This is a genomic window from Pseudomonas imperatae (genome assembly GCF_057128625.1).
The window spans coordinates 97,911-120,993 of sequence record NZ_JBSKHP010000013.1; the positions used below are offsets into that span (position 1 = coordinate 97,911).

Annotated in this window: 24 protein-coding genes; 10 read left to right on the plus strand and 14 right to left on the minus strand. The window is 66.1% G+C overall.

Translation table 11 applies throughout. From position 1 onward, the window contains the following. Position 1 precedes the first annotated feature (1 nt). Together lolB and ACWKWX_RS17665 are read right to left on the minus strand one after the other, a co-directional pair. Positions 2-619, minus strand: coding sequence for a lipoprotein insertase outer membrane protein LolB (lolB, locus tag ACWKWX_RS17660; protein WP_416422511.1), 618 nt, complete (start codon positions 617-619; stop codon positions 2-4). 4 nt (positions 620-623) lie between these two features. Next, on the minus strand, positions 624-2,351 hold the full coding sequence (locus ACWKWX_RS17665; RefSeq protein ID WP_416422512.1) for a tetratricopeptide repeat protein: 1,728 nt from the start codon (positions 2,349-2,351) through the stop codon (positions 624-626). A 174-nt stretch (positions 2,352-2,525) separates the two neighbouring features. On the opposite strand from ACWKWX_RS17665, the gene hemA reads away from it, so the two are divergent. The 6 genes from hemA to ACWKWX_RS17695 all read left to right on the plus strand — a co-directional run bounded on the left by hemA (position 2,526) and on the right by ACWKWX_RS17695 (position 7,890). Next, positions 2,526-3,803, plus strand: coding sequence for a glutamyl-tRNA reductase (gene hemA / locus ACWKWX_RS17670; protein ID WP_416422513.1), 1,278 nt, complete (start codon positions 2,526-2,528; stop codon positions 3,801-3,803). Next, positions 3,800-4,882, plus strand: coding sequence for a peptide chain release factor 1 (prfA, locus tag ACWKWX_RS17675; RefSeq protein ID WP_416422514.1), 1,083 nt, complete (start codon positions 3,800-3,802; stop codon positions 4,880-4,882). The genes hemA and prfA overlap by 4 nt, the downstream gene beginning before the upstream one ends. Continuing rightward, complete coding sequence (prmC, locus tag ACWKWX_RS17680) at positions 4,883-5,713, plus strand: peptide chain release factor N(5)-glutamine methyltransferase (protein WP_476295120.1); 831 nt, start codon at positions 4,883-4,885, stop codon at positions 5,711-5,713. Then, entirely contained in the window at positions 5,707-6,462 is a 756-nt protein-coding gene (locus ACWKWX_RS17685; RefSeq protein WP_483828474.1) for a molybdopterin-synthase adenylyltransferase MoeB, read from the plus strand. The genes prmC and ACWKWX_RS17685 overlap by 7 nt, the downstream gene beginning before the upstream one ends. Next, complete coding sequence (gene murI, locus ACWKWX_RS17690; RefSeq protein WP_416422517.1) at positions 6,455-7,246, plus strand: glutamate racemase; 792 nt, start codon at positions 6,455-6,457, stop codon at positions 7,244-7,246. The genes ACWKWX_RS17685 and murI overlap by 8 nt, the downstream gene beginning before the upstream one ends. Positions 7,247-7,362: 116 nt before the next feature. After that, positions 7,363-7,890, plus strand: a complete 528-nt coding sequence (locus ACWKWX_RS17695) for an acyloxyacyl hydrolase (protein WP_416422518.1) — start codon at positions 7,363-7,365, stop codon at positions 7,888-7,890. A gap of 63 nt (positions 7,891-7,953) precedes the next feature. Here ACWKWX_RS17695 and ACWKWX_RS17700 read toward each other — a convergent pair whose 3' ends face one another. From ACWKWX_RS17700 to ACWKWX_RS17745, 10 genes are all read right to left on the minus strand, one after another. Next, complete coding sequence (locus tag ACWKWX_RS17700) at positions 7,954-8,424, minus strand: DUF2878 domain-containing protein (protein ID WP_473005406.1); 471 nt, start codon at positions 8,422-8,424, stop codon at positions 7,954-7,956. Then, positions 8,417-9,682, minus strand: coding sequence for a class I SAM-dependent methyltransferase (locus ACWKWX_RS17705; protein ID WP_416422520.1), 1,266 nt, complete (start codon positions 9,680-9,682; stop codon positions 8,417-8,419). The genes ACWKWX_RS17700 and ACWKWX_RS17705 overlap by 8 nt, the downstream gene beginning before the upstream one ends. Beyond that, positions 9,675-10,469: a DUF1365 domain-containing protein gene (locus tag ACWKWX_RS17710; RefSeq protein WP_483828475.1), complete on the minus strand. Its 795-nt coding sequence runs from the start codon at positions 10,467-10,469 to the stop codon at positions 9,675-9,677. The genes ACWKWX_RS17705 and ACWKWX_RS17710 overlap by 8 nt, the downstream gene beginning before the upstream one ends. After that, entirely contained in the window at positions 10,466-11,710 is a 1,245-nt protein-coding gene (locus ACWKWX_RS17715) for an NAD(P)/FAD-dependent oxidoreductase (RefSeq protein ID WP_483828476.1), read from the minus strand. The genes ACWKWX_RS17710 and ACWKWX_RS17715 overlap by 4 nt, the downstream gene beginning before the upstream one ends. Further along, complete coding sequence (locus ACWKWX_RS17720; protein WP_483828477.1) at positions 11,710-12,486, minus strand: SDR family NAD(P)-dependent oxidoreductase; 777 nt, start codon at positions 12,484-12,486, stop codon at positions 11,710-11,712. Before ACWKWX_RS17720 ends, ACWKWX_RS17715 begins: the two co-directional genes overlap by 1 nt. Further along, positions 12,479-13,924 carry a deoxyribodipyrimidine photo-lyase gene (gene phrB, locus ACWKWX_RS17725; RefSeq protein WP_483828478.1) on the minus strand — a complete coding sequence of 482 codons (1,446 nt, stop codon included), beginning with the start codon at positions 13,922-13,924 and terminating at the stop codon, positions 12,479-12,481. Before phrB ends, ACWKWX_RS17720 begins: the two co-directional genes overlap by 8 nt. Before the next feature lie 22 nt (positions 13,925-13,946). Next, complete coding sequence (locus ACWKWX_RS17730; RefSeq protein ID WP_416422525.1) at positions 13,947-14,876, minus strand: MerR family transcriptional regulator; 930 nt, start codon at positions 14,874-14,876, stop codon at positions 13,947-13,949. 4 nt (positions 14,877-14,880) lie between these two features. Then, positions 14,881-15,837: a YbgA family protein gene (locus tag ACWKWX_RS17735; RefSeq protein WP_416422526.1), complete on the minus strand. Its 957-nt coding sequence runs from the start codon at positions 15,835-15,837 to the stop codon at positions 14,881-14,883. A gap of 347 nt (positions 15,838-16,184) precedes the next feature. Next, positions 16,185-16,400, minus strand: coding sequence for a TIGR02450 family Trp-rich protein (locus tag ACWKWX_RS17740; RefSeq protein ID WP_416427536.1), 216 nt, complete (start codon positions 16,398-16,400; stop codon positions 16,185-16,187). 8 nt (positions 16,401-16,408) lie between these two features. Further along, positions 16,409-17,395, minus strand: coding sequence for an NAD(P)/FAD-dependent oxidoreductase (locus tag ACWKWX_RS17745; protein WP_483828479.1), 987 nt, complete (start codon positions 17,393-17,395; stop codon positions 16,409-16,411). Between the two features lie 192 nt (positions 17,396-17,587). On the opposite strand from ACWKWX_RS17745, the gene ACWKWX_RS17750 reads away from it, so the two are divergent. Both ACWKWX_RS17750 and hemH read left to right on the plus strand, forming a co-directional pair. Continuing rightward, entirely contained in the window at positions 17,588-18,490 is a 903-nt protein-coding gene (locus ACWKWX_RS17750; protein ID WP_483828480.1) for a TIGR01777 family oxidoreductase, read from the plus strand. A gap of 14 nt (positions 18,491-18,504) precedes the next feature. Continuing rightward, positions 18,505-19,527: a ferrochelatase gene (gene hemH / locus ACWKWX_RS17755; protein WP_473005410.1), complete on the plus strand. Its 1,023-nt coding sequence runs from the start codon at positions 18,505-18,507 to the stop codon at positions 19,525-19,527. Positions 19,528-19,598: 71 nt separating this feature from the next. Here the strand turns inward: hemH and ACWKWX_RS17760 are convergent, their stop codons facing one another. Together ACWKWX_RS17760 and upp are read right to left on the minus strand one after the other, a co-directional pair. Further along, positions 19,599-20,861 carry a uracil-xanthine permease family protein gene (locus tag ACWKWX_RS17760; RefSeq protein ID WP_416422531.1) on the minus strand — a complete coding sequence of 421 codons (1,263 nt, stop codon included), beginning with the start codon at positions 20,859-20,861 and terminating at the stop codon, positions 19,599-19,601. Positions 20,862-20,863: 2 nt separating this feature from the next. After that, positions 20,864-21,502 carry a uracil phosphoribosyltransferase gene (gene upp, locus ACWKWX_RS17765; RefSeq protein WP_416422532.1) on the minus strand — a complete coding sequence of 213 codons (639 nt, stop codon included), beginning with the start codon at positions 21,500-21,502 and terminating at the stop codon, positions 20,864-20,866. 164 nt (positions 21,503-21,666) lie between these two features. On the opposite strand from upp, the gene ACWKWX_RS17770 reads away from it, so the two are divergent. Together ACWKWX_RS17770 and ACWKWX_RS17775 are read left to right on the plus strand one after the other, a co-directional pair. Further along, positions 21,667-22,224, plus strand: a complete 558-nt coding sequence (locus tag ACWKWX_RS17770; RefSeq protein ID WP_416422533.1) for a hypoxanthine-guanine phosphoribosyltransferase — start codon at positions 21,667-21,669, stop codon at positions 22,222-22,224. Positions 22,225-22,503: 279 nt separating this feature from the next. Further along, complete coding sequence (locus ACWKWX_RS17775; RefSeq protein ID WP_476295102.1) at positions 22,504-22,974, plus strand: hypothetical protein; 471 nt, start codon at positions 22,504-22,506, stop codon at positions 22,972-22,974. Positions 22,975-23,083 lie beyond the last annotated feature (109 nt).

Genomic DNA, 23,083 nt, shown 5'->3' on the forward strand with positions numbered 1-23,083 from the left:
GTCAGTGCCCCAGCTGCCGTGGCTGCCAGGACTTGACCACCAGGGTCACGTCCAGGTCCTGGCCGTGCAGCTTGATGCGCTCGGGCAGGGCGTAGCCGTTCTGTTCGGTGTAGCTGAGGTATTCGACGCTCCAGCCGTCCTGTTCCAGGCTGGCCAGGCGGCTGTCGCCGTCCAGGGTCAGCTTGCTCTTGGTGTCCGGGGCGGGCAGGCCGCGCACCCACCACACCAGGTGCGACACCGGCAGGTTCCAGCCCAGCTGTTCGCCCAGCAGTTGCTCGGGGGTGGCTGCTTCATAGCGGCCCTGGTTGGCGACTTCCAGCACAACCTGGCCCGGGCGCCCGGTCAGGCGCGCGGCACCGCGGCCCAGCGGGCCGGACAGGCGAATGTCGTAGTAGTCCTGGCGTTGCAGCCAGAACAGGGTGCCGCTGCCCGAGTCCTTGGGCGCGCGGATACCGACCTTGCCGTCGATCTGCCAGCCGTCCAGCTGGGTCAGTTGCGCCTTGTGGGCGCTCCATTGTTGCGGGTTGCCCTGGCCCTGCAGGGCCTCGCGGGAACCGAAACCGGCACAGCCGGCGAGCAGGGCGATCAGGCTGAAGGTGATGACGTGGCGCAAAAACATAAGGTTATAGAGTCTCGGATCCGGTCAGGCGCAGCACGGTGGCGCGCAGGGTAGGGCTCTCGGCGGGTTCTTTCAGGTACTTGGCCCAGACTTCGCGGGCTTCGCGCTGCTTGCCGTTGGCCCACAGCACTTCGCCCAGGTGGGCGGCCACTTCCTGGTCGGGGAAGGCGGCCAGGGCCTGGCGCAGCAGGCGCTCGGCTTCGTTGAGGTTGCCCAGGCGGTAGTTGACCCAGCCCAGGCTGTCGAGCACGGCGGGGTCGTCGGGGTTGATGCTGTGGGCGCGCTCGATCAGCTGCTTGGCCTCGGCGTAGCGCGTGGTGCGGTCCGACAGGGTGTAGCCCAGGGCGTTGAGGGCCATGGCGTTGTTCGGCTCGCGCTTGATGATGGCGCGCAGGTCGGCCTCCATCTGCTGCAGGTCGTTGCGCTTTTCCGCGAGCATGGCGCGGGTGTACAGCAGGTTCAGGTCGTCGGGGTAGAGCGTCAGTGCCTTGGCCAGCAATTGCCAGGCGGCGTCCTGCTGGTTGTTGTTGGCCAGGGTCTCGGCCTCCACCAGGTACAGCTGGATGGCGTAGTCGGGTTGGGCTTCGCGGGCGGCGGCCAGGCGTTTGCGCGCCTCGTCGACGCGGCCGCTGGCCATCAGGATGTCGGCCTGGCGCAGCTGGGCGGGCAGGTAGTCGTTGCCGCCACCGACCTGGGCGTATTCCTCGAGGGCGCCCTGCGGGTCGCCTTTTTCCTCGGCGATGCGGCCCAGGTTCAGGTGCGCGGAGTCGACGTGGGCGCCGCGGTCCACCAGCTCGTGCAGGTAGTCGGCGGCCTCGTCCCAGGCCTTGGCTTCCAGGCACACCAGCGCCAGGGAGTAGCGCAGCTCGTCGTCCTCGGGGTACTGCTGCACCAGGCTGGCGAACTGCACCTTGGCGTCGGCCATGCGGTTCTGTTCCACCAGCATGCGCGCGTAGGTCAGGCGCAGGCGCTTGTCGTCAGGGTATTTGCGCAGGCTTTTTTCCAGCAGCGGCACCGCTTCCTTGCCGCGGTCCAGCAGTTGCAGCAGGCGTGCGTGCAGCAGGATAGGGGCGATTTCGCCGTCCTGCGGCGGGTTCTTCTCCAGCAGCGTCAGCGCACCCTGGTTGTCGCCGTCCTGTTGCAGCAGCAAGGCCTTGCCGAACAGCAACTGGCTGTTGCGTGGGTACTTCACCAGCAGCCGGTCGAAACTTTGCAACAGGCCATTGCGGGTGTCCTGGTCGGTGTCGGCGGCCGACAGCGCGAGGAAATCGAAATGGGTGTCGCCCTGGCCCTGCAGGACTTTTTCCATGTACACCATGGACTCGTCGTAACGGCCATTGCGCGCCAGTTGGATGGCCGCGGTGCGTTGGGCGTCCAGATCGGCAGGGGCGTTTTTCGCCCACATCAGCGCCGTGTCCAGGGCGGCCTGGTCGGCGCCCACGTACTCGGCGATGCGGTACGCGCGTTCGGAAACGCCGGGGTCACCGGTCTTGCGCGCCTGATCCACGTAGTTGTCCAGGGCGATGTCGAAGCGGTTGCGCTGGCCGGCCAGCTCCGCCGTCAACAGGCTGAAGACCGTGTCTTCAGTGAACGAGCCATACACCACCGGTTTCTCGGCAGGCTTTGGAGTGCTGTCCTGGACGGCAGCGGCGTCTTGTGGCTTGCCGGGGTGCCAGGCCTGGCAACCATTGAGCAAGACAAAAGCAAGGAACAACGCGGAGGATCTATTCATAGGGAGTTTTGGCGACTTACCTGCGGTCGGATCATCATGACACAAGCCTGTGGGCAAACCCATAAGCGATGGCACCTGCGGGGGCAGACTATTAGGACAATAGACTGCGGTAGTTGTTCTGGGGCGGACTAAGTAGGACAATTGTCGGCTTATCGACATCATCAGCGACCTTGAATGGCCTTCCTTGCCCTCGGTATCAACCATAAGACTGCCTCGGTGGATGTGCGTGAACGCGTGGCTTTCACCCCCGAGCAGCTGGTCGAAGCCTTGCAGCAGCTCTGCCGCCTGACCGACAGCCGCGAAGCTGCGATCCTCTCTACCTGCAACCGTAGCGAGCTTTATATAGAACAGGACCACCTGGCCGCAGAGACTGTGCTGCGCTGGCTGGCCGACTATCACAAGCTCAGCTACGACGAATTGCGTGCCAGTGCCTACGTGCACGAGGACGACGCGGCCGTGCGCCACATGATGCGCGTGGCCTCGGGCCTCGACTCGCTGGTGCTGGGCGAACCGCAGATCCTCGGGCAGATGAAGTCCGCCTATGCCGTGGCCCGCGAGGCAGGTACCATTGGCCCGCTGCTGGGCCGGTTGTTCCAGGCCACGTTCAGTGCCGCCAAGCAGGTGCGCACCGACACCGCCATCGGCGAGAACCCGGTGTCGGTGGCGTTCGCCGCAGTAAGCCTGGCCAAGCAGATATTCAGCGATTTGCAGCGCAGCCAGGCGCTGCTGATCGGCGCCGGCGAGACCATTACCCTGGTCGCGCGGCACCTGCACGAGCAGGGCGTGAAGCGCATCGTGGTGGCCAACCGGACCCTGGAGCGTGCCAGCACTCTGGCCGCGCAGTTCGGTGCCCACGCGGTGTTGCTGTCCGACATCCCGCAGGAACTGGTCAACAGCGACATCGTCATCAGCTCCACTGCCAGCCAGTTGCCGATCCTGGGCAAGGGCGCGGTGGAAAGCGCGCTGAAGCTGCGCAAGCACAAGCCGATCTTCATGGTCGACATCGCCGTACCGCGCGATATCGAGCCAGAAGTCGGCGAGTTGGACGACGTTTACCTGTACAGCGTCGACGACCTCCACGACGTGGTGGCCGAGAACCTCAAAAGCCGCCAGGGCGCTGCCCAGGCCGCCGAGCAACTGGTCAGCGGTGGCGTCGACGATTTCATGGCGCGCCTGCGCGAGCTGGCGGCGGTGGACGTGCTCAAGGCGTACCGCCAGCAAAGCGAGCGCCTGCGCGACGAAGAATTGCAAAAGGCCCAGCGGTTGCTGGCCAATGGCAGCAGCGCCGAGGAAGTGCTGGTGCAACTGGCCCGCGGGCTGACCAACAAATTGCTGCATGCGCCGAGCGTGCAGCTTAAAAAGCTGTCTGCCGAAGGCCGCCTCGATGCGCTGGCCATGGCCCAGGAACTCTTTGCCCTCAACGAGGGCCCCACGGATAAACCCCCGCAATGAAAGCGTCACTGCTCAATAAACTGGACACGATCCAGGATCGTTTCGAGGAACTGACCGCCCTGTTGGGCGACGCCGAGATCATTTCCGATCAGGCCCGTTTCCGCGCCTTCTCCCGTGAATACGCGGAGCTGGAGCCGATCGTGGCCGGCTACCAGGCGTGGTGCAAGGTGCAGGACGACCTGGAAGGCGCCCAGGCGCTGCTCAAGGACAGTGACCCCGACATGCGCGAGATGGCCGTCGAGGAAGTGCGCGAAGCCAAGGAGCAACTGCAGGTGCTGGAAGGCGACCTGCAGCGCATGCTGCTGCCCAAGGACCCCAACGACAGCCGCAACGTGTTCCTCGAGATCCGCGCCGGCACCGGTGGCGACGAGGCGGCGATCTTCTCCGGCGACCTGTTCCGCATGTATTCGCGCTACGCCGAGAAGCGTGGCTGGCGGGTCGAGATCCTCTCGGAGAACGAGGGTGAGCACGGCGGCTATAAAGAGGTGATCGCCCGGGTCGAGGGCGAGAACGTCTACGGCAAGCTGAAGTTCGAGTCCGGCGCCCATCGCGTGCAGCGTGTGCCGGAAACCGAGTCCCAGGGCCGTATCCACACCTCGGCCTGCACCGTGGCCGTGCTGGCCGAACCCGATGAGCGCGTGGCCATCGAGATCAACCCGGCCGACCTGCGCGTCGACACCTTCCGCTCCTCGGGCGCCGGCGGCCAGCACGTCAACACCACCGACTCGGCCATCCGCATCACCCACTTGCCCACCGGCACGGTGGTGGAATGCCAGGAAGAGCGCTCGCAGCACAAGAACCGTGCGCGCGCCATGGCCTGGCTGTCGGCCAAGCTCAACGACATGCAGACCAGCGCCGCGGCCAACGCCATCGCCAGCGAGCGCAAGCTGCTGGTGGGCTCCGGCGACCGTTCCGAGCGCATCCGTACCTACAACTTCCCGCAGGGCCGGGTGACCGACCACCGTGTCAACCTGACCCTGTATTCCCTGGACGAAATCATGGCCGGTGGTGTCGACGCGGTCATCGAACCGCTGCTGGCCGAATACCAGGCGGATCAACTTGCGGCATTGGGTGAGTAAATGACGATCATTGCCAGTCTGCTCAGAAGCGCCGAACTGCCCGAGTCCCCGACGGCGCGCCTGGACATCGAATTGCTGCTGGCGGCAGCCCTGGGCAAGAACCGCAGCTACCTGCACACCTGGCCGGAGCGCATCGTCACCACCGAGGCGGCGGCCACCTTCGACAGCTACCTGCAACGGCGCCGCCAGGGCGAGCCGGTGGCCTACATCCTGGGCCAGCAGGGCTTCTGGAAGCTGGACCTGGAAGTGGCGCCGCACACGCTGATCCCGCGGCCCGACACCGAGCTGCTGGTGGAAACGGCCCTGGAACTGCTGCCGGCCACGCCGGCCAAGGTGCTCGACCTGGGCACCGGCACCGGCGCCATCGCCCTGGCCCTGGCCAGCGAGCGCGGTGGCTGGCAGGTGACCGCGGTGGACCGCGTGGCCGAGGCCGTGGCCCTGGCCGAGCGCAACCGCGAGCGCCTGCGCCTGGGCAACGTGCGGGTGCTGGAAAGCCACTGGTACGGCGCCCTGCAGGGCGAGCGTTTCCAGATGATCATCAGCAACCCGCCGTACATCCGCGCCGCCGACCCGCACCTGGTGGCGGGCGACGTGCGTTTCGAGCCGGCCAGCGCGCTGGTGGCCGGCGACGATGGCCTCGACGACCTGCGTACCATCATCGCCCAGGCGCCTGCCCACCTGGAGGCCGGTGGCTGGCTGCTGCTGGAACACGGCTACGACCAGGCTGCCGCGGTGCGCGAGCTGCTGGCCAAGCATGATTTCGAACAGATCGAGAGCCGCGAAGACCTCGGCGGCCACGAACGCATCACCCTCGGGCGCCTGGCATGCTGAGCGACGAGGAACTGCTGCGCTACAGCCGCCAGGTGCTGCTGTCCCAAGTGGACATCGACGGCCAGTTGAAGCTCAAGGCCAGCCGCGCGCTGATCGTCGGCCTGGGTGGCCTCGGCTCGCCCGTGGCCCTGTACCTGGCGGCCGCCGGGGTGGGTGAGCTGCACCTGGCGGACTTCGACACCGTGGACCTCACCAACCTGCAGCGCCAGGTGTTGCATGACACCTCCACCGTGGGCATGAGCAAGGTCGATTCGGCCCTGCAGCGCCTGGAGGCGATCAACCCCAAGGTCAAGCTGGTGGCCCACCGCGCGGCGCTGGATGAAGACTCGTTGGCCGCCGCCGTGGCGGCGGTGGACCTGGTGCTGGACTGCTCCGACAACTTCGGCACCCGCGAGGCGGTCAACGCCGCGTGCGTGGCGGCCGGCAAGCCACTGGTCAGCGGCGCCGCCATCCGCCTCGAAGGGCAGTTGTCGGTGTTTGACCCGCGCCGCCCGGAAAGCCCCTGCTACCACTGCCTTTACGGCCACGGCAGCGAGGCCGAACTGACCTGCAGCGAGGCTGGCGTGGTCGGCCCGCTGGTGGGCCTGGTGGGCAGCCTGCAAGCCCTGGAGGCCCTGAAACTGCTGGCCGGTTTCGGCGACCCGCTGGTGGGCCGCCTGCTGTTGGTGGACGCCCTGAACAGCCGCTTCCGCGAGCTGCGGGTCAAGCGCGACCCGGCGTGCAGCGTCTGTGGCCCGGCCCGTGGCTGAAGCGCCGGTCGGGGTCTTCGATTCCGGCGTCGGCGGGCTGTCGGTGCTCGGTGAAATCCGCGCCCTGTTGCCCCACGAATCCCTGCTGTACGTGGCCGACTGCGGCCACATTCCCTACGGCGAGAAGTCCCCGGCGTTCATTCGCGAGCGCTGCGTGGCCGTGGCCGAGTTCTTCCGCGAGCAGGGCGCCAAGGCCCTGGTGCTGGCCTGCAACACCGCTACGGTGGCGGCAGTGGCGGACCTGCGCGAGCGCTACCCCGACTGGCCCATCGTGGGCATGGAACCGGCGGTGAAACCTGCCGCCGCAGCCACCCGCAGCGGCGTGGTGGGCGTGCTGGCCACCACGGGCACCCTGCAGAGCGCCAAGTTCGCCGCGCTGCTGGACCGCTTCGCCAACGACGTGAAAGTGGTGACCCAACCCTGCCCGGGCCTGGTGGAGCTGATCGAGACCGGCCAGCTGCACAGCGATGCCCTGCGCACCTTGCTGCAGCACTACGTGACGCCGCTGCTGGCCGCTGGCTGCGACACGCTGATCCTGGGCTGCACGCACTATCCCTTCCTCAAGCCGCTGCTGCGGGAAATGATCCCCGGCAACGTTATCCTCATTGATACCGGCGCCGCCGTGGCCCGCCAACTGCAGCGCCTGCTGGACCAGCGCGGCCTGCTGGCGGCTGGCCCGGCCACCCCCGCGCACTTCTGGACCAGCGGTGATCCCCAGCACTTCCAGAATATCCTGCCTATGCTTTGGGAAAAATCTGACATTGTTAGTGGATTTGTACGATAAATAATCGTACAAACTCCTAATGTGGCGATGAACCATCATCGATGTCCGGATTTCTATAGTTTCGTCATTCAAGACGTACAAAACCAAAAAACGGCATTAGACATAGGATGTTCCTGATGAAGAAACTGTTCGGCTTGGCTGCGCTTGCAGCGTTTACCCTGGGACAGAGCATGGCAGCACACGCACTGGATGGTTCGGTGTCGGTGGGGACCACGGGGGAGGGCTCGATGGTCTACCGCCTGGGGCTGCAGTCGGATTGGGACCAGAGCTGGTTCCAGACCAGCACCGGGCGCCTGACCGGCTACTGGGACGGCGGCTACACCTACTGGACTTCATCCAACCGTGGCCCGTCGAACAACACCCTGTCGTTCGCCCCGGTGTTTCGCTATGAATTCGATGGCGGTGCGGTGAAGCCGTTTGTCGAGGCCGGTATTGGCGTGTCGGTGTTCTCGAAGTTGCAGATCGATGACAACAAGCTGGGCACTTCCTTCAACTTCGAAGACCGCATCGGCTTCGGCCTGCGCTTCGCGGGCAATCAGGAAGTGTCGATTCGCGCGATCCATTATTCCAACGGCGGCATCAAGGAACCGAACGACGGTATCCAGGCCTATTCGATCAATTATCGGATGCCGTTGGGGTTCTGATCGGTCGCTGACGCCGCCTTCGGCCGCTGCTACGGGTTTGCGTAGCAGCGGCCGCAGGCCGCGTCAGCGGTTAGCCCGGTGTTGCAGCCCAACGAACACCGCCGCCCACAGCACCCCCAACCCCAGCATCGTCGGCACCAGCCCATACGGAAACCCCACTCCCGCCATCCGTCCGCCAGCGTAATACGACAGCGGCCCCGCCACCGCGCCCAACCCCGCCGCCAGCCACCAGGGCCGCGCCGTCCAGGCCAGGCAATGGCGCAAGGTAGTGGCCAGCAACGGCCACAGCAGGGCCAGCCACATGGGCAACAGCCGGCCATTGGGGTGAAAGTCGTAGACGTCCAGCCACATCAGGCCGCTGTCCAGCGCCACGCCCAGCACGAACGCCTCGACCATCAGGCGCCCGTCGCCGTGCCAGCACCAGTGCCCGACCAGAATCACCAGCACCACGATCAACCAACCGCTGTTGCCGCCCAGCACGCAGGCCAGCCAGCCGGCCTGGAACAGCACGGCGTTGGCCAGCTTCTCAAGCATCGAAGCGCCCGAGCAGCGGCTGCGGTTGCGCCGCCGGCTTGGCCAGCAGCAGTTGCGCGGTGCCGATGGTGCGCTCCAGGAAGCCACCCTCGCAGTAGCACAGATAGAACTCCCACAGGCGCAGGAAATACTCGTCGTAGCCCAGTTCACGCAGGCGGTTGTGGGCGCGGCGGAAGTTGTCGTGCCACAGGCGCAGGGTGCGCGCGTAGTGCAGGCCGAAGTCTTCCATGTGCAGCAGGTTCATGTCGGTGTCGCGGCCGACGATCTGCAGCATCGCCTGCACGGAAGGCAGCGCGCCGCCGGGGAAGATGTAGCGCTGGATGAAATCGACGCTGTGCCGCGCCTGCTCGTAGCGCTGCTCGCGAATGGTGATGGCCTGCAGCAGCATCACCCCGTCGGGCTTGAGCAGCGCCGCGCATTTCTGGAAGTAGGTGGGCAGGAAACGGTGGCCCACGGCCTCGATCATCTCGATGGACACCAGCTTGTCGTAGCTGCCGGTCAGGTCGCGGTAGTCGGACAGCAGCAGGGTCACGCGGTCTTGCAGGCCCTGGGCCTCGATGCGCTGGCGGGTGTAGTCGTACTGCTCTTTCGACAGCGTGGTGGTGGTCACCCGGCAGCCGTAGTGGCTGGCCGCGTACAGCGCCATGCTGCCCCAGCCGGTGCCGATTTCCAGCAGGTGGTCGCCGGGGGTCAGCGCCAGTTTCTGGCAGATGCGTTCCAGCTTGTTCAGCTGCGCCTGTTCCAGGCTGTCGTCGGTGCGGGTGAACTGCGCGGCCGAATACATCATGGTCGGGTCGAGGAATTGCTCGAACAGGTCATTGCCCAGGTCGTAGTGGGCGGCGATGTTCTTCTGCGAGCCCTTGCGGGTGTTGCGGTTGAGCCAGTGCAAGCCACGCACCAGCGGCCGGCTGAGGCGCGCCAGGCCGCCCTCCATGGCGTCCAGCACGTCGAGGTTGCTGACGAACACGCGAATTACCGCGGTCAGGTCCGGGCTGGTCCAGTAGCCGTGGATAAAGGCTTCGCCGGCGCCGATGGAGCCGCCGCTGGCCACCAGCCCCCAGGCCGAGGCGTCCTGCACGTGAATTTCCCCCACCAGTGGCGAGGCAGGGTTGCCGAACCGCAGGTGCTCGTCGCCTTCCACCACCAGCAACTGGCCGTGGCGCAGCGAGTTCAGTTGCCGCAGCACGCCACGGCGCAGCAAAGCGCTGGTCATGCCGTAAGTGCTGAACGGTGTGGCCTTGGCCTCGAAACTATTCATGGCGTCGTTCCTTTGCGTGGGCGGTGGCGGCGCGATATGAACCCTGCGCGCGACTGTGGTTGACGATGGGAATGCGTTTAAGCGCCAAGCGCAGGGCCTGCCAGTAGATGGCCAGGCAGGTCTTGGCGGTCATCCAGGGAAACGCCAGCAGTTGGCGATGCAGGTTGCCGCGGCTCATGGCGTGGCGGTGCAGGGTCAAGGTGGCGTCGAAGACCTTGGTCTCGCCCTGCCAGTCGGCCATGTGCACGCCCAGGCGCTGCGCCGGGGGGCTGAAGCTCATGCGGTATTCCAGGTCGCGGGGCAGGAACGGCGAGACGTGGAAGGCCTTGGCCACGGCGAAGTGCTGGAAACCTTCGCCCTCGGCCGGCAGCACGTAGTGATAGCGCTCGCGCCAGGGGGTGTTGGTAACCTCGCAGAGGATGGCTACCAGCTGCTCCTGGGCGTTGAAGCAGTAGAAGAAACTGACCGGGTTGAACGCCAGGCCGAAGCTGCGCGCCTGGGTCAGCAGGCGAATCGCGCCGTCGGGGCTGAAGCCCAGGGCCCGCGCCACGCACTGGCGCACGGCATCGGCCAGGGGCAGGCCGCTGGCGGTGTGTTCGCGCAGGTAGTCGCTTTCACGAAAGGCGAACGGCGCCCAGCGGCTGTGCCCTGCCAGCGGCGACAGCCCCAGCACCTGGGCCTGCTCGGCCAGGTCCAGGTACAGCAGGCCGATGCGGTAGCGGAACTGGTGGCCGCGCGGGGCGAACCGCCGGTGGCTGACCCAGCCGCTGTACAGGGCGCTGTTCATAACGCCTGCCCGAACGCGTGAGCCACGCGCAGGGCGCTGGTGACCCCGTCTTCGTGGAAGCCGTTGGCCCAGTAGGCGCCGCAATAGTAGGTGTGCTGCACGCCATGCAGTTCCTGCCAGCGCGCTTGCGCGGCCATGCCGGCCAGGCTGTATTGCGGGTGGGCGTAGGTGTAGCGCGCCAGCACCTGGGCCGGGTCGATGGCGGCGCTCTGGTTGAGGCTGACGCAGAAGGTGGTGGGACCTTGCAGGCCTTGCAGGATGTTCATGTCGTAGGTGACGGCGGCGGCCTGGCCGCTGCCATCGAGGCGGTAGTTCCAGCTGGCCCAGGCCAGGGGGCGGGTGGGCAGCAGGCGGGTGTCGGTGTGCAGCACCACGTCGTTGTCGGCGTAGGGCAGGGCGCCGAGAATCTGCTGCTCGGCCTCGCTGGGCGCGGCCAGCAGCGCCAGGGCCTGGTCGCTGTGGCAGGCGAACACCACCTTGTCGAAACGCTCGGCGCCGCGCGGGCTGTGCAGGGTTGCGCCGTCGGCGTCACGCTCCACGCGGCTGATGGCGCAGTCCAGGTGAATATGCTCGGCGAAGCCTGCGGTGAGCGGCGCGATGTAGCGGCTGGAGCCACCTTCCACCACGAACCACTGCGGCCGGTGGGTGACCGAGAGCAGGCCGTGGTTCTTGAAAAAACGCACGAAGAACTGCAGCGGAAAACCCAGCATGTCCTGCAGCGACATGGACCAGATGGCCGCGCCCATGGGCACGATGTAGTGATTGATGAAACGCTGGCCGTAGCCCTTGGTGCGCAGGTACTGGCCCAGGGTGGTCTGTGCGGTGATGCGGTGGCTGGCAAGGTCGGCCACGGCTTCGCGGTTGAAGCGCAGGATGTCCTTGAGCATGCCCCAGAAGCCGGGGGACACCAGGTTGCCGCGCTGGGCGAACAGGCTGTTGAGGTTGTTGCCGTTGTATTCCAGGCCGCTACCCGGGTCGCTGACCGAGAAACTCATCTCGGTGGCCTTGAAGGGCACGCCCAGTTGGTCCAGCAGGGCAATGAAGTTGGGGTAGGTCCACTCGTTGAAAACGATGAAGCCGGTATCGATCGCGTAGTGCCGGCCCTGGTGCTCGATGTCCAGGGTATGGGTGTGCCCGCCGATCCACGAGGAGGCTTCGAACACCTCCACCTGGTGCTCACGGCTGAGCAGGTAGGCGCAGGTCAGGCCGGCGATGCCGCTGCCGATCACGGCGATTTTCATCAGTTGTCCCCTTCCAGTGGGTTCGGGCGCACCATGCGCTTGCCGATGATCAGCTTGAGCCGCGCCGGCAGCCGTGACAGCGGCCACAGGGCGGTCATGAACAGCGCCGGGAAGGCGATTTCCAGCGGCCGCTTGTCCAGGCGCTCGACGATGTGTCGGGCGGCCTCTTCGGCGCTGATCATCATCGGCATGGGGAAATCGTTTTTCTGCGTCAGCGGCGTGTCGACGAAGCCGGGGCTGACCACGGTGACGTCGATGTGCTCCTGGGCCAGGTCCACCCGCAGGGATTCGAACAGGTAGCGCAGCCCCGCCTTGGAGGCGCCGTAGGCCTCCGAGCGCGGCAGCGGCAGGTAGGTGACCGCGCTGGCGACGCCGGTGAGGTGCGGGCGCACGCCCTTGCGCAGCAGCGGCAGGGCCGCCTCGATGCAGTAGCTGCTGGCGAACAGGTTGGTGCGGATCACTCGCTCGAAAATCAGCGCGTCGAAGTGCTGGGCGTCGACGTATTCGCAGGTGCCGGCGTTGAGGATCACGCTGTCCAGCGCGCCCCAGACCTGCCCGATGCTGGCGCCGATGGCCTTGACCTGGTCGTGGTCGGTGAGGTCGCCGGGCACCACCAGCACCTGGCCGGGAAAGCGCCGTTCCAGCAGGCGCAACGGCCCTTCGGAGCGGGCGCTGACCGCTACCTGCGCACCTTCCAGCAGCAGGGCTTCGGCCATGGCCTCGCCCAGGCCGCTGCTGGCGCCGGTCAGCCAGATGCGGCGGGGCACGTCAGCCATGATGGCCTCCGCTTACCTGGCGCTGCGGCAGGTTCTTGAAGGCGGTGAGGGCGCGGTCGCGGCTCTTGCCCAGGTCGACGATGGGGCGCGGGTAATCCGCCGGGCCGAACAAGCCGCCGGCGCCGGCGGGGTTATGGATTTCCTTGCTGCCCAGGTCGGCCAGTTCCGGCAGCCATTCCTTGAGGAACACGCCGTGCTCGTCGAAACGTGCCGACTGGCTGTGGGGGTTGAAGATGCGGAAGTAGGGCGCCGCGTCGGTGCCGGTGGAGGCGCTCCATTGCCAGCCGCCGTTGTTGGCGGCCAGGTCGCCGTCGATCAGGTGGCGCATGAAGAAGCGCTCGCCTTCGCGCCAGTCGATCAGCAGGTTCTTGGTCAGGAACATCGCCACCACCATGCGCAGGCGGTTGTGCATCCAGCCGGTTTCGAGCAACTGGCGCATGGCCGCGTCGATGATCGGGATACCGGTGCGGCCGCGCTGCCAGGCTTCCAGTTCCTTGGGCGCATGGCGCCAGGCCAGGGCCTCGGTCTCGCTGCGGAAGGCGCGGTGCATGGACACCCGCGGGTAGCCCACCAGGATGTGCTTGTAGAACTCGCGCCACAGCAGCTCGTTGATCCAGGTCACCGCGCCGACGTTGCCGCTGTCGAACTCGCCATGGTTGTGGTTGAGCGCGGCGTGCAGGCACTGGCGCGGCGAGATCACCCCGGCGGCCAGGTAGGCCGAGAGCTGGCTGGTGCCCGGCCGCGAGGGGATGTCGCGCTCGTGCTGGTAGTACTCGATGGGCTCGTCGACGAACTGGTCCAGGCGGTGCTTGGCCTCGTCCTCGCCGGCCGGCCACAGCGCTTGCAGCGCGGCGCTGGGGGGGGGGAAGCCCTGCACTTCGGCGGGCACCTTGTCACGGGCGATGTGCACGGGCGCCTGGGCCTTGGGGGCGCGGACCACGGCGGGAATGCCGTGGTGCAGGCGCTCGTAGCAGACCTTGCGGAACTGGCTGAACACCTGGAAGTAGTTGCCGGTCTTGGTGAGGATGCTGCCGGGCTGGAACAGCAACTGGTCAAGGTGGCTGTCGAAGCCGATGCCGGCGGCGTCCAGCGCCTGGGCCACGGCAGCGTCGCGGCGGCTTTCGTTGACGCCGTATTCCTCGTTGCAGTGCACGTGCTCGACGTGGTGCTGTTGGCACAGTTGCAGCAGGGCCTCGGGCGCCTGGCCCCAGGTGTCGATGGTGCGGATCAGCAGGGGAATATGCTTTTGCGCCAGCTGTTCGCTGAGCTGTTGCACGTTGCGCAGCCAGAAGTCGACCTTGCAGGCGGCGTCGTCGTGCTGTTGCCACTGGCCAGGGCTCACCAGCCACACGGCCAGGGTCGGGCCCTTGGCGCAGGCGGCGGCCAGGGCGGTGTTGTCGTGCAGGCGCAGGTCAGTGCGGAACCAGATCAGTTGCATGGGTTTTCCGTGTGTAGTCATGTCAGAGCACCCCCAGGCGCTGCAGGCATTGCTGGGCTGCCAGCGGGGTATCGAGCAGGTGCAGGCGCCCGGTCTCGAGGTTATGTACGGGCCAGTCGTGCTGATGGATGCATACCGTTGGTCCGACTATCAGGGTTTCTCCGTCCAACCCGGCCAGCAGCCGCGGCAGCTGCGCAAGGTTCAGCGGCCTGGCCGAGTACAGCAGCACCGCCCGTGCGCCCAGGCGTTCGGCGGCCAGGGCCAGTTCGCCGGGCGGCAGCGGCCAGTCGAACACTTCCACCGGGCAATCGGCGCTGCTGGCCAGCCAGGCGCACAGCCACAGGTGGGGCTCCAGGGGCAGGTCGGACTGGTTCACCAGCAGCAGCGGCGCGCCGTTGAGCTGGCGGTTGTTGTGGTAGATGCGCGCGCCCAGCTTGCTGCGCAGCCAGGACAGGAAGAACACCCGCTCCATCTGCGCGCCGAACTGGCCTTGCCAGCGCTGTTCCAGTTCCTCCAGCAAGGGCAGCAGCAGGTGCTCGCACAGGGTTACCGGCGGGTACAGGGCCATGGCCTGGTTGAAGGTGTCGTCGACGCGGCGCTCGGCCAGCTCGCCAATGGCCTGCAGCAGGCTGGCGCGCAGCGGCAGCCAGTCGCCGCCGTCATGGGCCTGGGGCGTGGCCGCCTGGCCGTTGTCGAGCAGGGCCATGACCTGGCCCACGGCCACGCCGCGGCCCAGCCAGGTGAGGATCTGCTGGATGCGCTGCACGTGCTCGGCGCCGTACAGGCGGTGGCCCTTGGCGGTGCGGTGCGGCACGATCAGGCCGTAGCGCCGCTCCCAGGCGCGCAGGGTGACCGGGTTGACGCCGGTCTGGCGCGCCACTTCGCGAATCGGCAGCCAGCCGTCACGCATCGCCTGGATGGCGTCGTCGCCCTCGGGGGTTGGAGTGTTCATGGGGTCAGATCGCATTTCGAAGGCTGAGATTTTCCGGGTGCGGCTGCAGGTACACCTGCTGGCTCACATAAGGGTCGGGGTGCAGGCGCAGGTGATGCTTGAGCAGGGTAAGGGGCACCACCAGCGGCACGATGCCCAGGCGGTATTGTTCGATCAGGTGCTGCATTTCCTGGCGGTCGCCGTCGCTGAGGGTGCGCTTGAAGTAGCCGCTCAGGTGCTGCAGCACGTTGCTGTGGGTGCCGCGGGTGGCGCAGCGTTTCAGCGCTTCCATCAGCTCGCTGAAATAGCGCGGGCCGATTTCACTGGCGTCGCCACGGCCCATGGTGCCCAGCAGCTTGCCCAGCACTTTGTATTGCAGCGGGTTGTTGGCCATCAGCTGGTACTTGTAGCGCGAGTGGAAGCGCATCAGGCCGCCACGGCTCAGGCCTTCGTGCAGCAGCGCCTGCCAGTCGGCGTAGGCGTACACGCGGACGATGAAGTTTTCGCGCAGCACGGCGTCGCACAGGCGCCCGTCTTCTTCCACCGGCAGGTCGGGCCGCGCGGCGCAGAACGCTTCGGCGTAAATGCCGCGGCCGCCTTCGTGCTGTGGCGCACCGTTGTCGCGGTAGACCTTGACCCGCTCCAGGCCGCAGGACGGCGACTTGTGCATGAAGATGTAGCCGCTGAGGTCTTCCATCTGCGCGGCCATTTGCGTGCCGTAGTCGGCCAATGCTTCGGTGACATCGATGCTGGCGTCGACAGTGCCCAGCGCGCGGGGCGCCTGGGCGTCGCCGACCAGGCGGATTGGCTGGCGCGGGATGCCCAGGCCAATGGCGACCTCAGGGCAGGCCGGGACGAAATCGAAATGTTCGGCCAGGGCGTGGGTGCACAGGCGCGATTCCTTGTGCCCGCCGTTGTAGCGCACCTCGGCGCCGAGCAGGCAGGCGCTGATACCGATGCGGGGCTTTGGGGAGTTGGGCATGGGCGTACACTCTTGTACAGGCAGGTGATCTTGTACAACTTACCTTCATAGTAGGACGAAGGCTGTACAAGTCAAACATTTTGTACAAGATTTAAGCCCCCGTAGCAGCTGCCGCAGGCTGCGTCGGCCGTTATGCGGTGTGCCTGATGCTGTGCGGTGGCAGGGACGCGGCCTGCGGCCGCTGCTACGGGTTGGCGGTCCGTAGCAGCTGCCGTGGGGCTGCGTCGGCCGTTATGCGGTGTGGGCAGGAGGGACGCGACCTGCGGCCGCTGCTACGGGTTGGCGGTCCGTAGCAGCTGCCGTGAGGCTGCGTCGGCCGTTATGCGGTTGGCGCGGTCTGTGGTGTGTCAGCGCCAGCCCATCAGCCAGGTCTGCGCATCGCGCAGCGCCTGCCACGGCATTCGTTCGCTGCGCCGGGTCAGCACGGCCTGCAGTTCAATCTCGAGGACAGTGCCTTCCTCGTCCCGAAACAGTTCGGTCACCAGGAAGTGTTTTTCCCGTTGCCGGGGATGGGCTGCCGTCCATTTGGACAGCAGCAGTTTGCGCGGGTCAAGGCGGTGCAGCGGGGCAGTCATTCCAGGTGCTCAAGCAGCCGGCGGGACGCTTCCAGGCCGCTGAGCCAGGCGCCTTCCACCCGGCCGGACAGGCACCAGTCGCCACAGGCGTACAACCCCAGGTCGGCGTCGGCCAGCGCGCCCCATTCGTGCGCTGACGCAGGGCGGGCGTAGAGCCAGCGGTGGGCGATGCTGAACACCGGCGCCGGCATGGCGCAGTTGGCGAGTTCGGCGAAGGCGCCGTGCAGCTGCTCGATCACCTCTTCCTTGGGCAGGTCGATGTGCTGTTTGCTCCAGCTGCTGGTGGCGTGCAGCACCCAGGTGTCCAGGGTGGCTTCGCGCCCCGGCTTGCTGCGGTTGCAGGCCAGCCAGTCGAGGGGGCTGTCTTGCACGAAGCAGCCTTGCATGGCGGTTTCCAGCGGCTTGTCGAACGCCAGGGCGATGGCCCAGGTGGGCTCCATCTGCACCCCGGCGGCCACGCCGGCAAGTTTTGGCGCCGCGGCCAGCAGGGCGGTGGCCTGGGGCGCGGGCAGGGCGATGATCACGTGGCTGAACGGGCCGTGGCTGCAACCTTCGGCGTCCAGCAGGTGCCAGTGGTGCTTGCCGCGGAACACCTCGGTGATGCGGCAGCCGAACACCGCGTTCATGTCGCCGAGCATGGCCTTGGCGATCGAGCCCATGCGCGGGGTGCCGACCCAGCGGGTCTGTTCGTCGGGGGAGGGGCTGAGCAGGCTGCCGCGGGCGTTGAACAGCTGCGGCTTCCATTCTTCCACGCAGCCCACGCTTTGCCAGCGTTGGACCTGGTCGACGAAGCGCCGGTCGCGGGCGGTGAAGTACTGCGCCCCCAGGTCCAGGGAGCCGGCGTCGCTGCGCTTGCTGGACGCACGGCCGCCCGGGCCGCGGCTTTTGTCGAAGAGGTGTGGCGCGTGCCCGGCCTTGAACAACGCCTGGGCAGCGGAGAGTCCGGCAATGCCGGTACCGATGATCGCAATAGGTACTGTCATGGTGGCCTCGTTACTTCTTTGCACAGACTACGCTTAAGGACAAACCTGTACAATAATCATTGTTAGTATAAGTTACTGTCGTCCTTTTTCCGTTTGCTCTGTGTCTATGTGAGAGCAGTCCGTGGGCAAAAGTGCCGTCTCTCTTAAAAATAGACTAGCGATTTGCCTTCAACGCTACACGAGGAAGCAGTCATGCACATTTTGCTGACCGGCGGTACGGGCCTTATCGGTCGCAGGCTCTGCCAGCACTGGCTGGCGCAGGATCACCGCCTCACGGTGTGGAGTCGCCAGCCGACGAGCGTGGCGCGTTTGTGCGGCCGCGAGGTGGCAGGTATCGGCCGTCTGGACGAGCTGGGTGAAGAGACTGTCGACGCGGTCATCAACCTCGCCGGCGCGCCCATCGCCGACCGGCCATGGACGGAACGCCGTCGCCAGCTGCTGTGGAAAAGCCGCGTCGGCCTCACCGAGCAACTGATCGCCTGGCTGGAGCAGCGCCAGCAGCGCCCCCCGGTGCTGATATCCGGCTCGGCGGTGGGCTACTACGGTGACGGCGGCGAACGCGAGCTTACCGAGCAGTCGCAACCGGTGCGCAAGGACTTCGCCAGCGACCTGTGCATTGCCTGGGAGGAGACGGCCCAGCGTGCCGAAGAGTTGGGCATACGCGTGGTGCTGGTGCGCACCGGGCTGGTGCTGGCCAGCGAGGGCGGCATGCTCAAGCGCCTGAAGGTGCCGTTCAAGCTGGGTGTGGGCGGGCCCATCGGCAGTGGCCGGCAGTTCATGCCCTGGGTGCACATCGACGATCAAATCGGCCTGATTGATTTTCTTTTGCACAAGGACGACGCCAGCGGTCCTTATAATGCCTGTGCGCCAGAGCCGGTGCGCAACCGCGAGTTCGCCCGGCGCCTGGGTCGTGCCCTGCACCGGCCCGCGTTCATGCCCTTGCCGGGGCTGGTGCTGCGGGTGGGCCTGGGCGAGATGTCGGATTTATTGCTGGGCGGCCAACGTGCCCGCCCGGTGCGTTTACTGGCGGCAGGGTTTACCTTCCGTTTCAATGATCTGCAATCGGCGCTGGGCGACCTCGTCCCGCGCCTCTGAAATTAGGACGTTGCATGACCGATCACGCTCTGCTGCTGGTCAACCTGGGTTCGCCAGCTTCCACCTCCGTGGCCGACGTGCGCCGCTACCTCAACCAGTTCCTGATGGACCCGTACGTCATCGACCTGCCCTGGCCGGTGCGGCGGCTGCTGGTGTCGCTGATCCTGATCAAGCGCCCGGAGCAGTCGGCCCACGCCTACGCCAGCATCTGGTGGGACGAAGGCTCGCCCCTGGTCGTGCTCACCCGCCGCCTGGAAGCGGTGATGCGCGAACAGTGGAGCCACGGCCCGGTGGAAATCGCCATGCGCTACGGCGAGCCGTCCCTGGACACCGTGCTCACCCGCCTGGCTGCCCAGGGCGTGCGCGACATTACCCTGGCGCCGCTGTACCCACAGTTCGCCGACAGCACCGTGACCACGGTCATCGAGGAAGCGAAAAAGGTGGTGCAGGAGAAAAAACTGCCGGTGCGCTTCAAGCTGCTGCAGCCGTTCTTCGACCAGCCCGAGTACATCGACGCCCTGGTGGCCAGCGCCAAGCCGTACCTGGACGCGCAGCCGTTCGACCACCTGCTGCTGAGCTTCCACGGCCTGCCCGAACGCCACCTGACCAAGCTCAACCCCGGCCACGACGTGCGCCGTCCCGACTGCTGCGCCGAGTCCAGCCCCGAAGTGCTCGCCAACTGCTACCGCGGCCAGTGCATGCGCAGCGCCGCCGCCTTCGCGGCAAAAATGGGCTTGCCGGACGGCAAGTGGTCAGTGTCGTTCCAGTCGCGGCTGGGCAAGAACAAGTGGATCGAACCCTACACCGAGGCACGCCTCGACGAACTGGCCAAGCAGGGCGTGAAACGCCTGCTGGTGATGTGCCCGGCGTTCGTCGCCGATTGCATCGAGACGCTGGAAGAGATTGGTGACCGCGGCAAGGAGCAGTTTGTCGAGGCGGGGGGGGAGGAGTTGGTGTTGGTGCCTTGCTTGAATGACAACCGGCAGTGGGGGGAGGCGTTGAAGGTGCTTTGTGAGCGGGCGCCAGTGTTGGCGTAGAAATGAAAACGCCGCTATCCCCTCAATGGCGGATAGCGGCGTCGAATGCAGCAAAGCATTAGGTCAGCAAATCACTCCCCAACCTTCTCCTTCCACTCCCCATGCCCCGGCAGGATCAGGTTCAGCGCAATCGCCACCACGGCGCACAGCGCAATCCCTTTCAGGCCAAAGTCATGCGGCCCGGTACCGGTACCGATCAGCACGCCACCGATGCCGAACACCAGGGTCACCGAGATGATCACCAGGTTGCGCGCCTCGCTGAGGTCGATCTTGTGGCGGATCAGGGTGTTCATGCCCACTGCGGCGATGGAGCCGAACAGCAGGCAGAGGATACCGCCCATCACTGGCACCGGGATGCTTTGCAGCAAGGCGCCGAATTTGCCGATGAACGCCAGGCTGATGGCGAAGATCGCCGCCCAGGTCATGATTTTCGGGTTGTAGGCCTTGGTCAGCATCACCGCGCCGGTCACTTCGGCGTAGGTGGTGTTGGGCGGGCCGCCGAACAGGCCGGCGGCGGTGGTGGCGATGCCGTCGCCCAGCAGGGTGCGGTGCAGCCCCGGGGTTTTCAGGTAGTCGCGGCCGGTGACGCTGCCCACGGCGATCACGCCGCCGATGTGTTCGATGGCCGGCGCCAGGGCGACGGGCACGATGAACAGGATGGCCTGCCAGTTGAACGCCGGCGCGGTGAAGTGCGGCAGCGCCAGCCAGGAGGCGGCGGCGATCTTCGCGGTGTCGACCACGCCGAAGGCGAACGACAGGCCGAAGCCCACCAGCACGCCGGCGATGATCGGCACCAGGCGGAAGATGCCCTTGCCGAACACGGCGACGATCAGGGTGGTGAGCAGCGCCGGCATGGAGATGAACATGGCGGTGCTGTACGGCAGCAGTTCGGTGCCGTCACCGGCCTTGCCCATCGCCATGTTGGCGGCGATCGGGGCCATGGCCAGGCCGATGGAGATGATCACCGGGCCGATGACCACGGGCGGCAGCAGGCGGTCGATGAAACCGGTGCCCTTGATCTTCACGGCCAGGCCCAGGAAGGTGTAGACGAAGCCGGCCGCCATTACCCCGCCCATGGTCTCGGCCAGGCCGAACTGGCCCTTGGCGAGGATGATGGGGGTAATGAAGGCGAAGCTCGAGGCCAGGAACACCGGCACCTTGCGCCCGGTGACGATCTGGAACAGCAGAGTCCCGAGACCTGCGGTAAACAGCGCGACATTGGGATCCAGGCCGGTGATCAGCGGCATCAACACCAGCGCGCCGAATGCCACGAAGAGCATTTGCGCACCGGAGAGGATCTGGCGCCACAGCGGGTCGTTGAACTCGTCGGCCATGCTCAAGCGTCCTTCTGCTTGGTGCCGAAGATCTTGTCGCCGGCGTCGCCCAGGCCAGGAATGATGTAACCGTGTTCGTTCAGGCGCTGGTCAACCGAGGCGGTGTAGATTTTCACGTCCGGGTGGGCCTTCTCGACCACGGCGATGCCTTCGGGCGCAGCCACCAGCACCATGGCGCGGATGTCCTTGCAGCCGGCTTTCTTCAGCAGGTCGATGGTGGCGACCATGGAACCACCGGTGGCCAGCATCGGGTCGATGATCATGGCCAGGCGCTCGTCGATCTCGGGCACCAGTTTTTCCAGGTAGGTGTGGGCTTCCAGGGTCTCTTCGTTGCGGGCAACGCCCACGGCGCTGACCTTGGCACCGGGGATCAGGCTGAGCACGCCTTCGAGCATGCCGATGCCGGCGCGCAGGATAGGCACGACGGTGATCTTCTTGCCGGCGATTTTCTCGACCTGGACAGTACCGCACCAGCCGTCGATGTCGTACGTTTCCAGCGGCAGGTCCTTGGTGGCCTCATAGGTCAGCAGCGCGCCGACTTCCTGGGCGAGCTCGCGAAAGTTCTTGGTGCTGATGTCGGCACGGCGCATGAGGCCGAGCTTGTGGCGGATCAGCGGGTGGCGAATCTCGAGGATTGGCATGGGGAAAGGCTCCGGGCGGGCAAAAAAACCGCGCTAGATTAATCTATTCGGATGGCACTGTCGTGCAGACATACTGGACGTTAGTCCAGAAAAGCTTGATCTGTCCCGAACGGATGCGTACCTTTGCCCGCTTTTCTCAGACCACCCCCCCTTTGGAGAGCGTCATGTCCGCTGATCTCGAGCATATCCGTCAAGTCATGGACGAGGCCGACTGCCTGTACACCGAAGCCGAAGTAGAGGCTGCCATCGTTCGTGTTGGCGCGCAGATCACGGCCGAGATGGCCGACAGCAACCCGGTGGTCTTCTGTGTGATGAACGGCGGCCTGATCTTCGCCGGCAAGCTGCTCACCCAGCTGAAGTTCCCGCTGGAAGCCAGCTACCTGCACGCCACCCGCTACCGCAATGAAACCAGCGGCGGCGACTTGTTCTGGAAGGCCAAGCCTGAAGTGTCGTTCATCGACCGCGACGTGCTGATCATCGACGACATTCTCGATGAAGGTCACACCCTGAGCGCCATCATCGACTTCTGCAAGCACGCCGGCGCCCGCGCCGTGCACACGGCCGTGCTGATCGACAAGGACCACGACCGCAAGGCCAGCCCAGGCCTGAAGGCCACCTATTCGGGCCTGCCGTGCATCGACCGCTACATCTTCGGTTATGGCATGGACTACAAGGGCTACTGGCGCAATGCCGCGGGCATCTACGCCGTAAAAGGCATGTAACCCGCCCGTAGCAGCGGCCAAAGGCCGCGTCACCGGCGCCGCCGCAATGCCTGGCACACCGCGTTCGGCCCGGACGCGGCCTGGCGGCCGCTGCTACGAGGGGTTGTGTAGCAGCGGCCAAAGGCCGCGTCACCGGCGCCGCCGCAATGCCTGGCACACCGCGTTCGGCCCAGACGCGGCCTGGCGGCCGCTGCTACGGGGAATTGTGTAGCAGCGGCCAACGGCCGCGTTACCAGGAGGGTGTGCTAGAGTGCTGGGCTGCCTTCCAGGAGCTCGCCCATGCGTTCGATGATTGCCGCACTTGTCCTGCTGTCCAGTCTGCCCCTCGCCGCCGCCCCCCTGCACGCCCAGTTCCTGCCGCCCGATGACCTGGGCCTGCGCAAGGAACAGCCCGAGCAACAGCAATTGCTGCAGATCACCGATTTTTCCGTGGTGGTGGGCAACCAGCGGCTATCCAACCAGCAGCCCATTCCGGTGACTTCCTCGGTGCTGGTGCGGCTCAAGGGCAAGCCACTGAACAAGGGCGCCACCATCGGCCAGGTGCTGCTGACCTTCGACGCCGAAAGCAAAAGCCTGAAGAAGCCCAGCTATGACGACGCCAGCAAGACCCTCACGCTGAATTACCCGCTGGGCCAGTACCGCACCATCATGGACCTGCTGCGCAACGACACCGTGTACGTGCAGTTCCTGACCTACCCCAATGGCCACATCTGGGCCGACCTGCACACGGGCGCCGTTCACGCGCGTTGAGCCGCCTGGCGCGCGGGGGTAAACTCGCTGTCTTTGTGGGAGCTGACTTGCCAGCGAGCTTTTCGGGCGCCCTGAAAAGCTCGCTGGCAAGCCAGCTCCCACCTCCCAG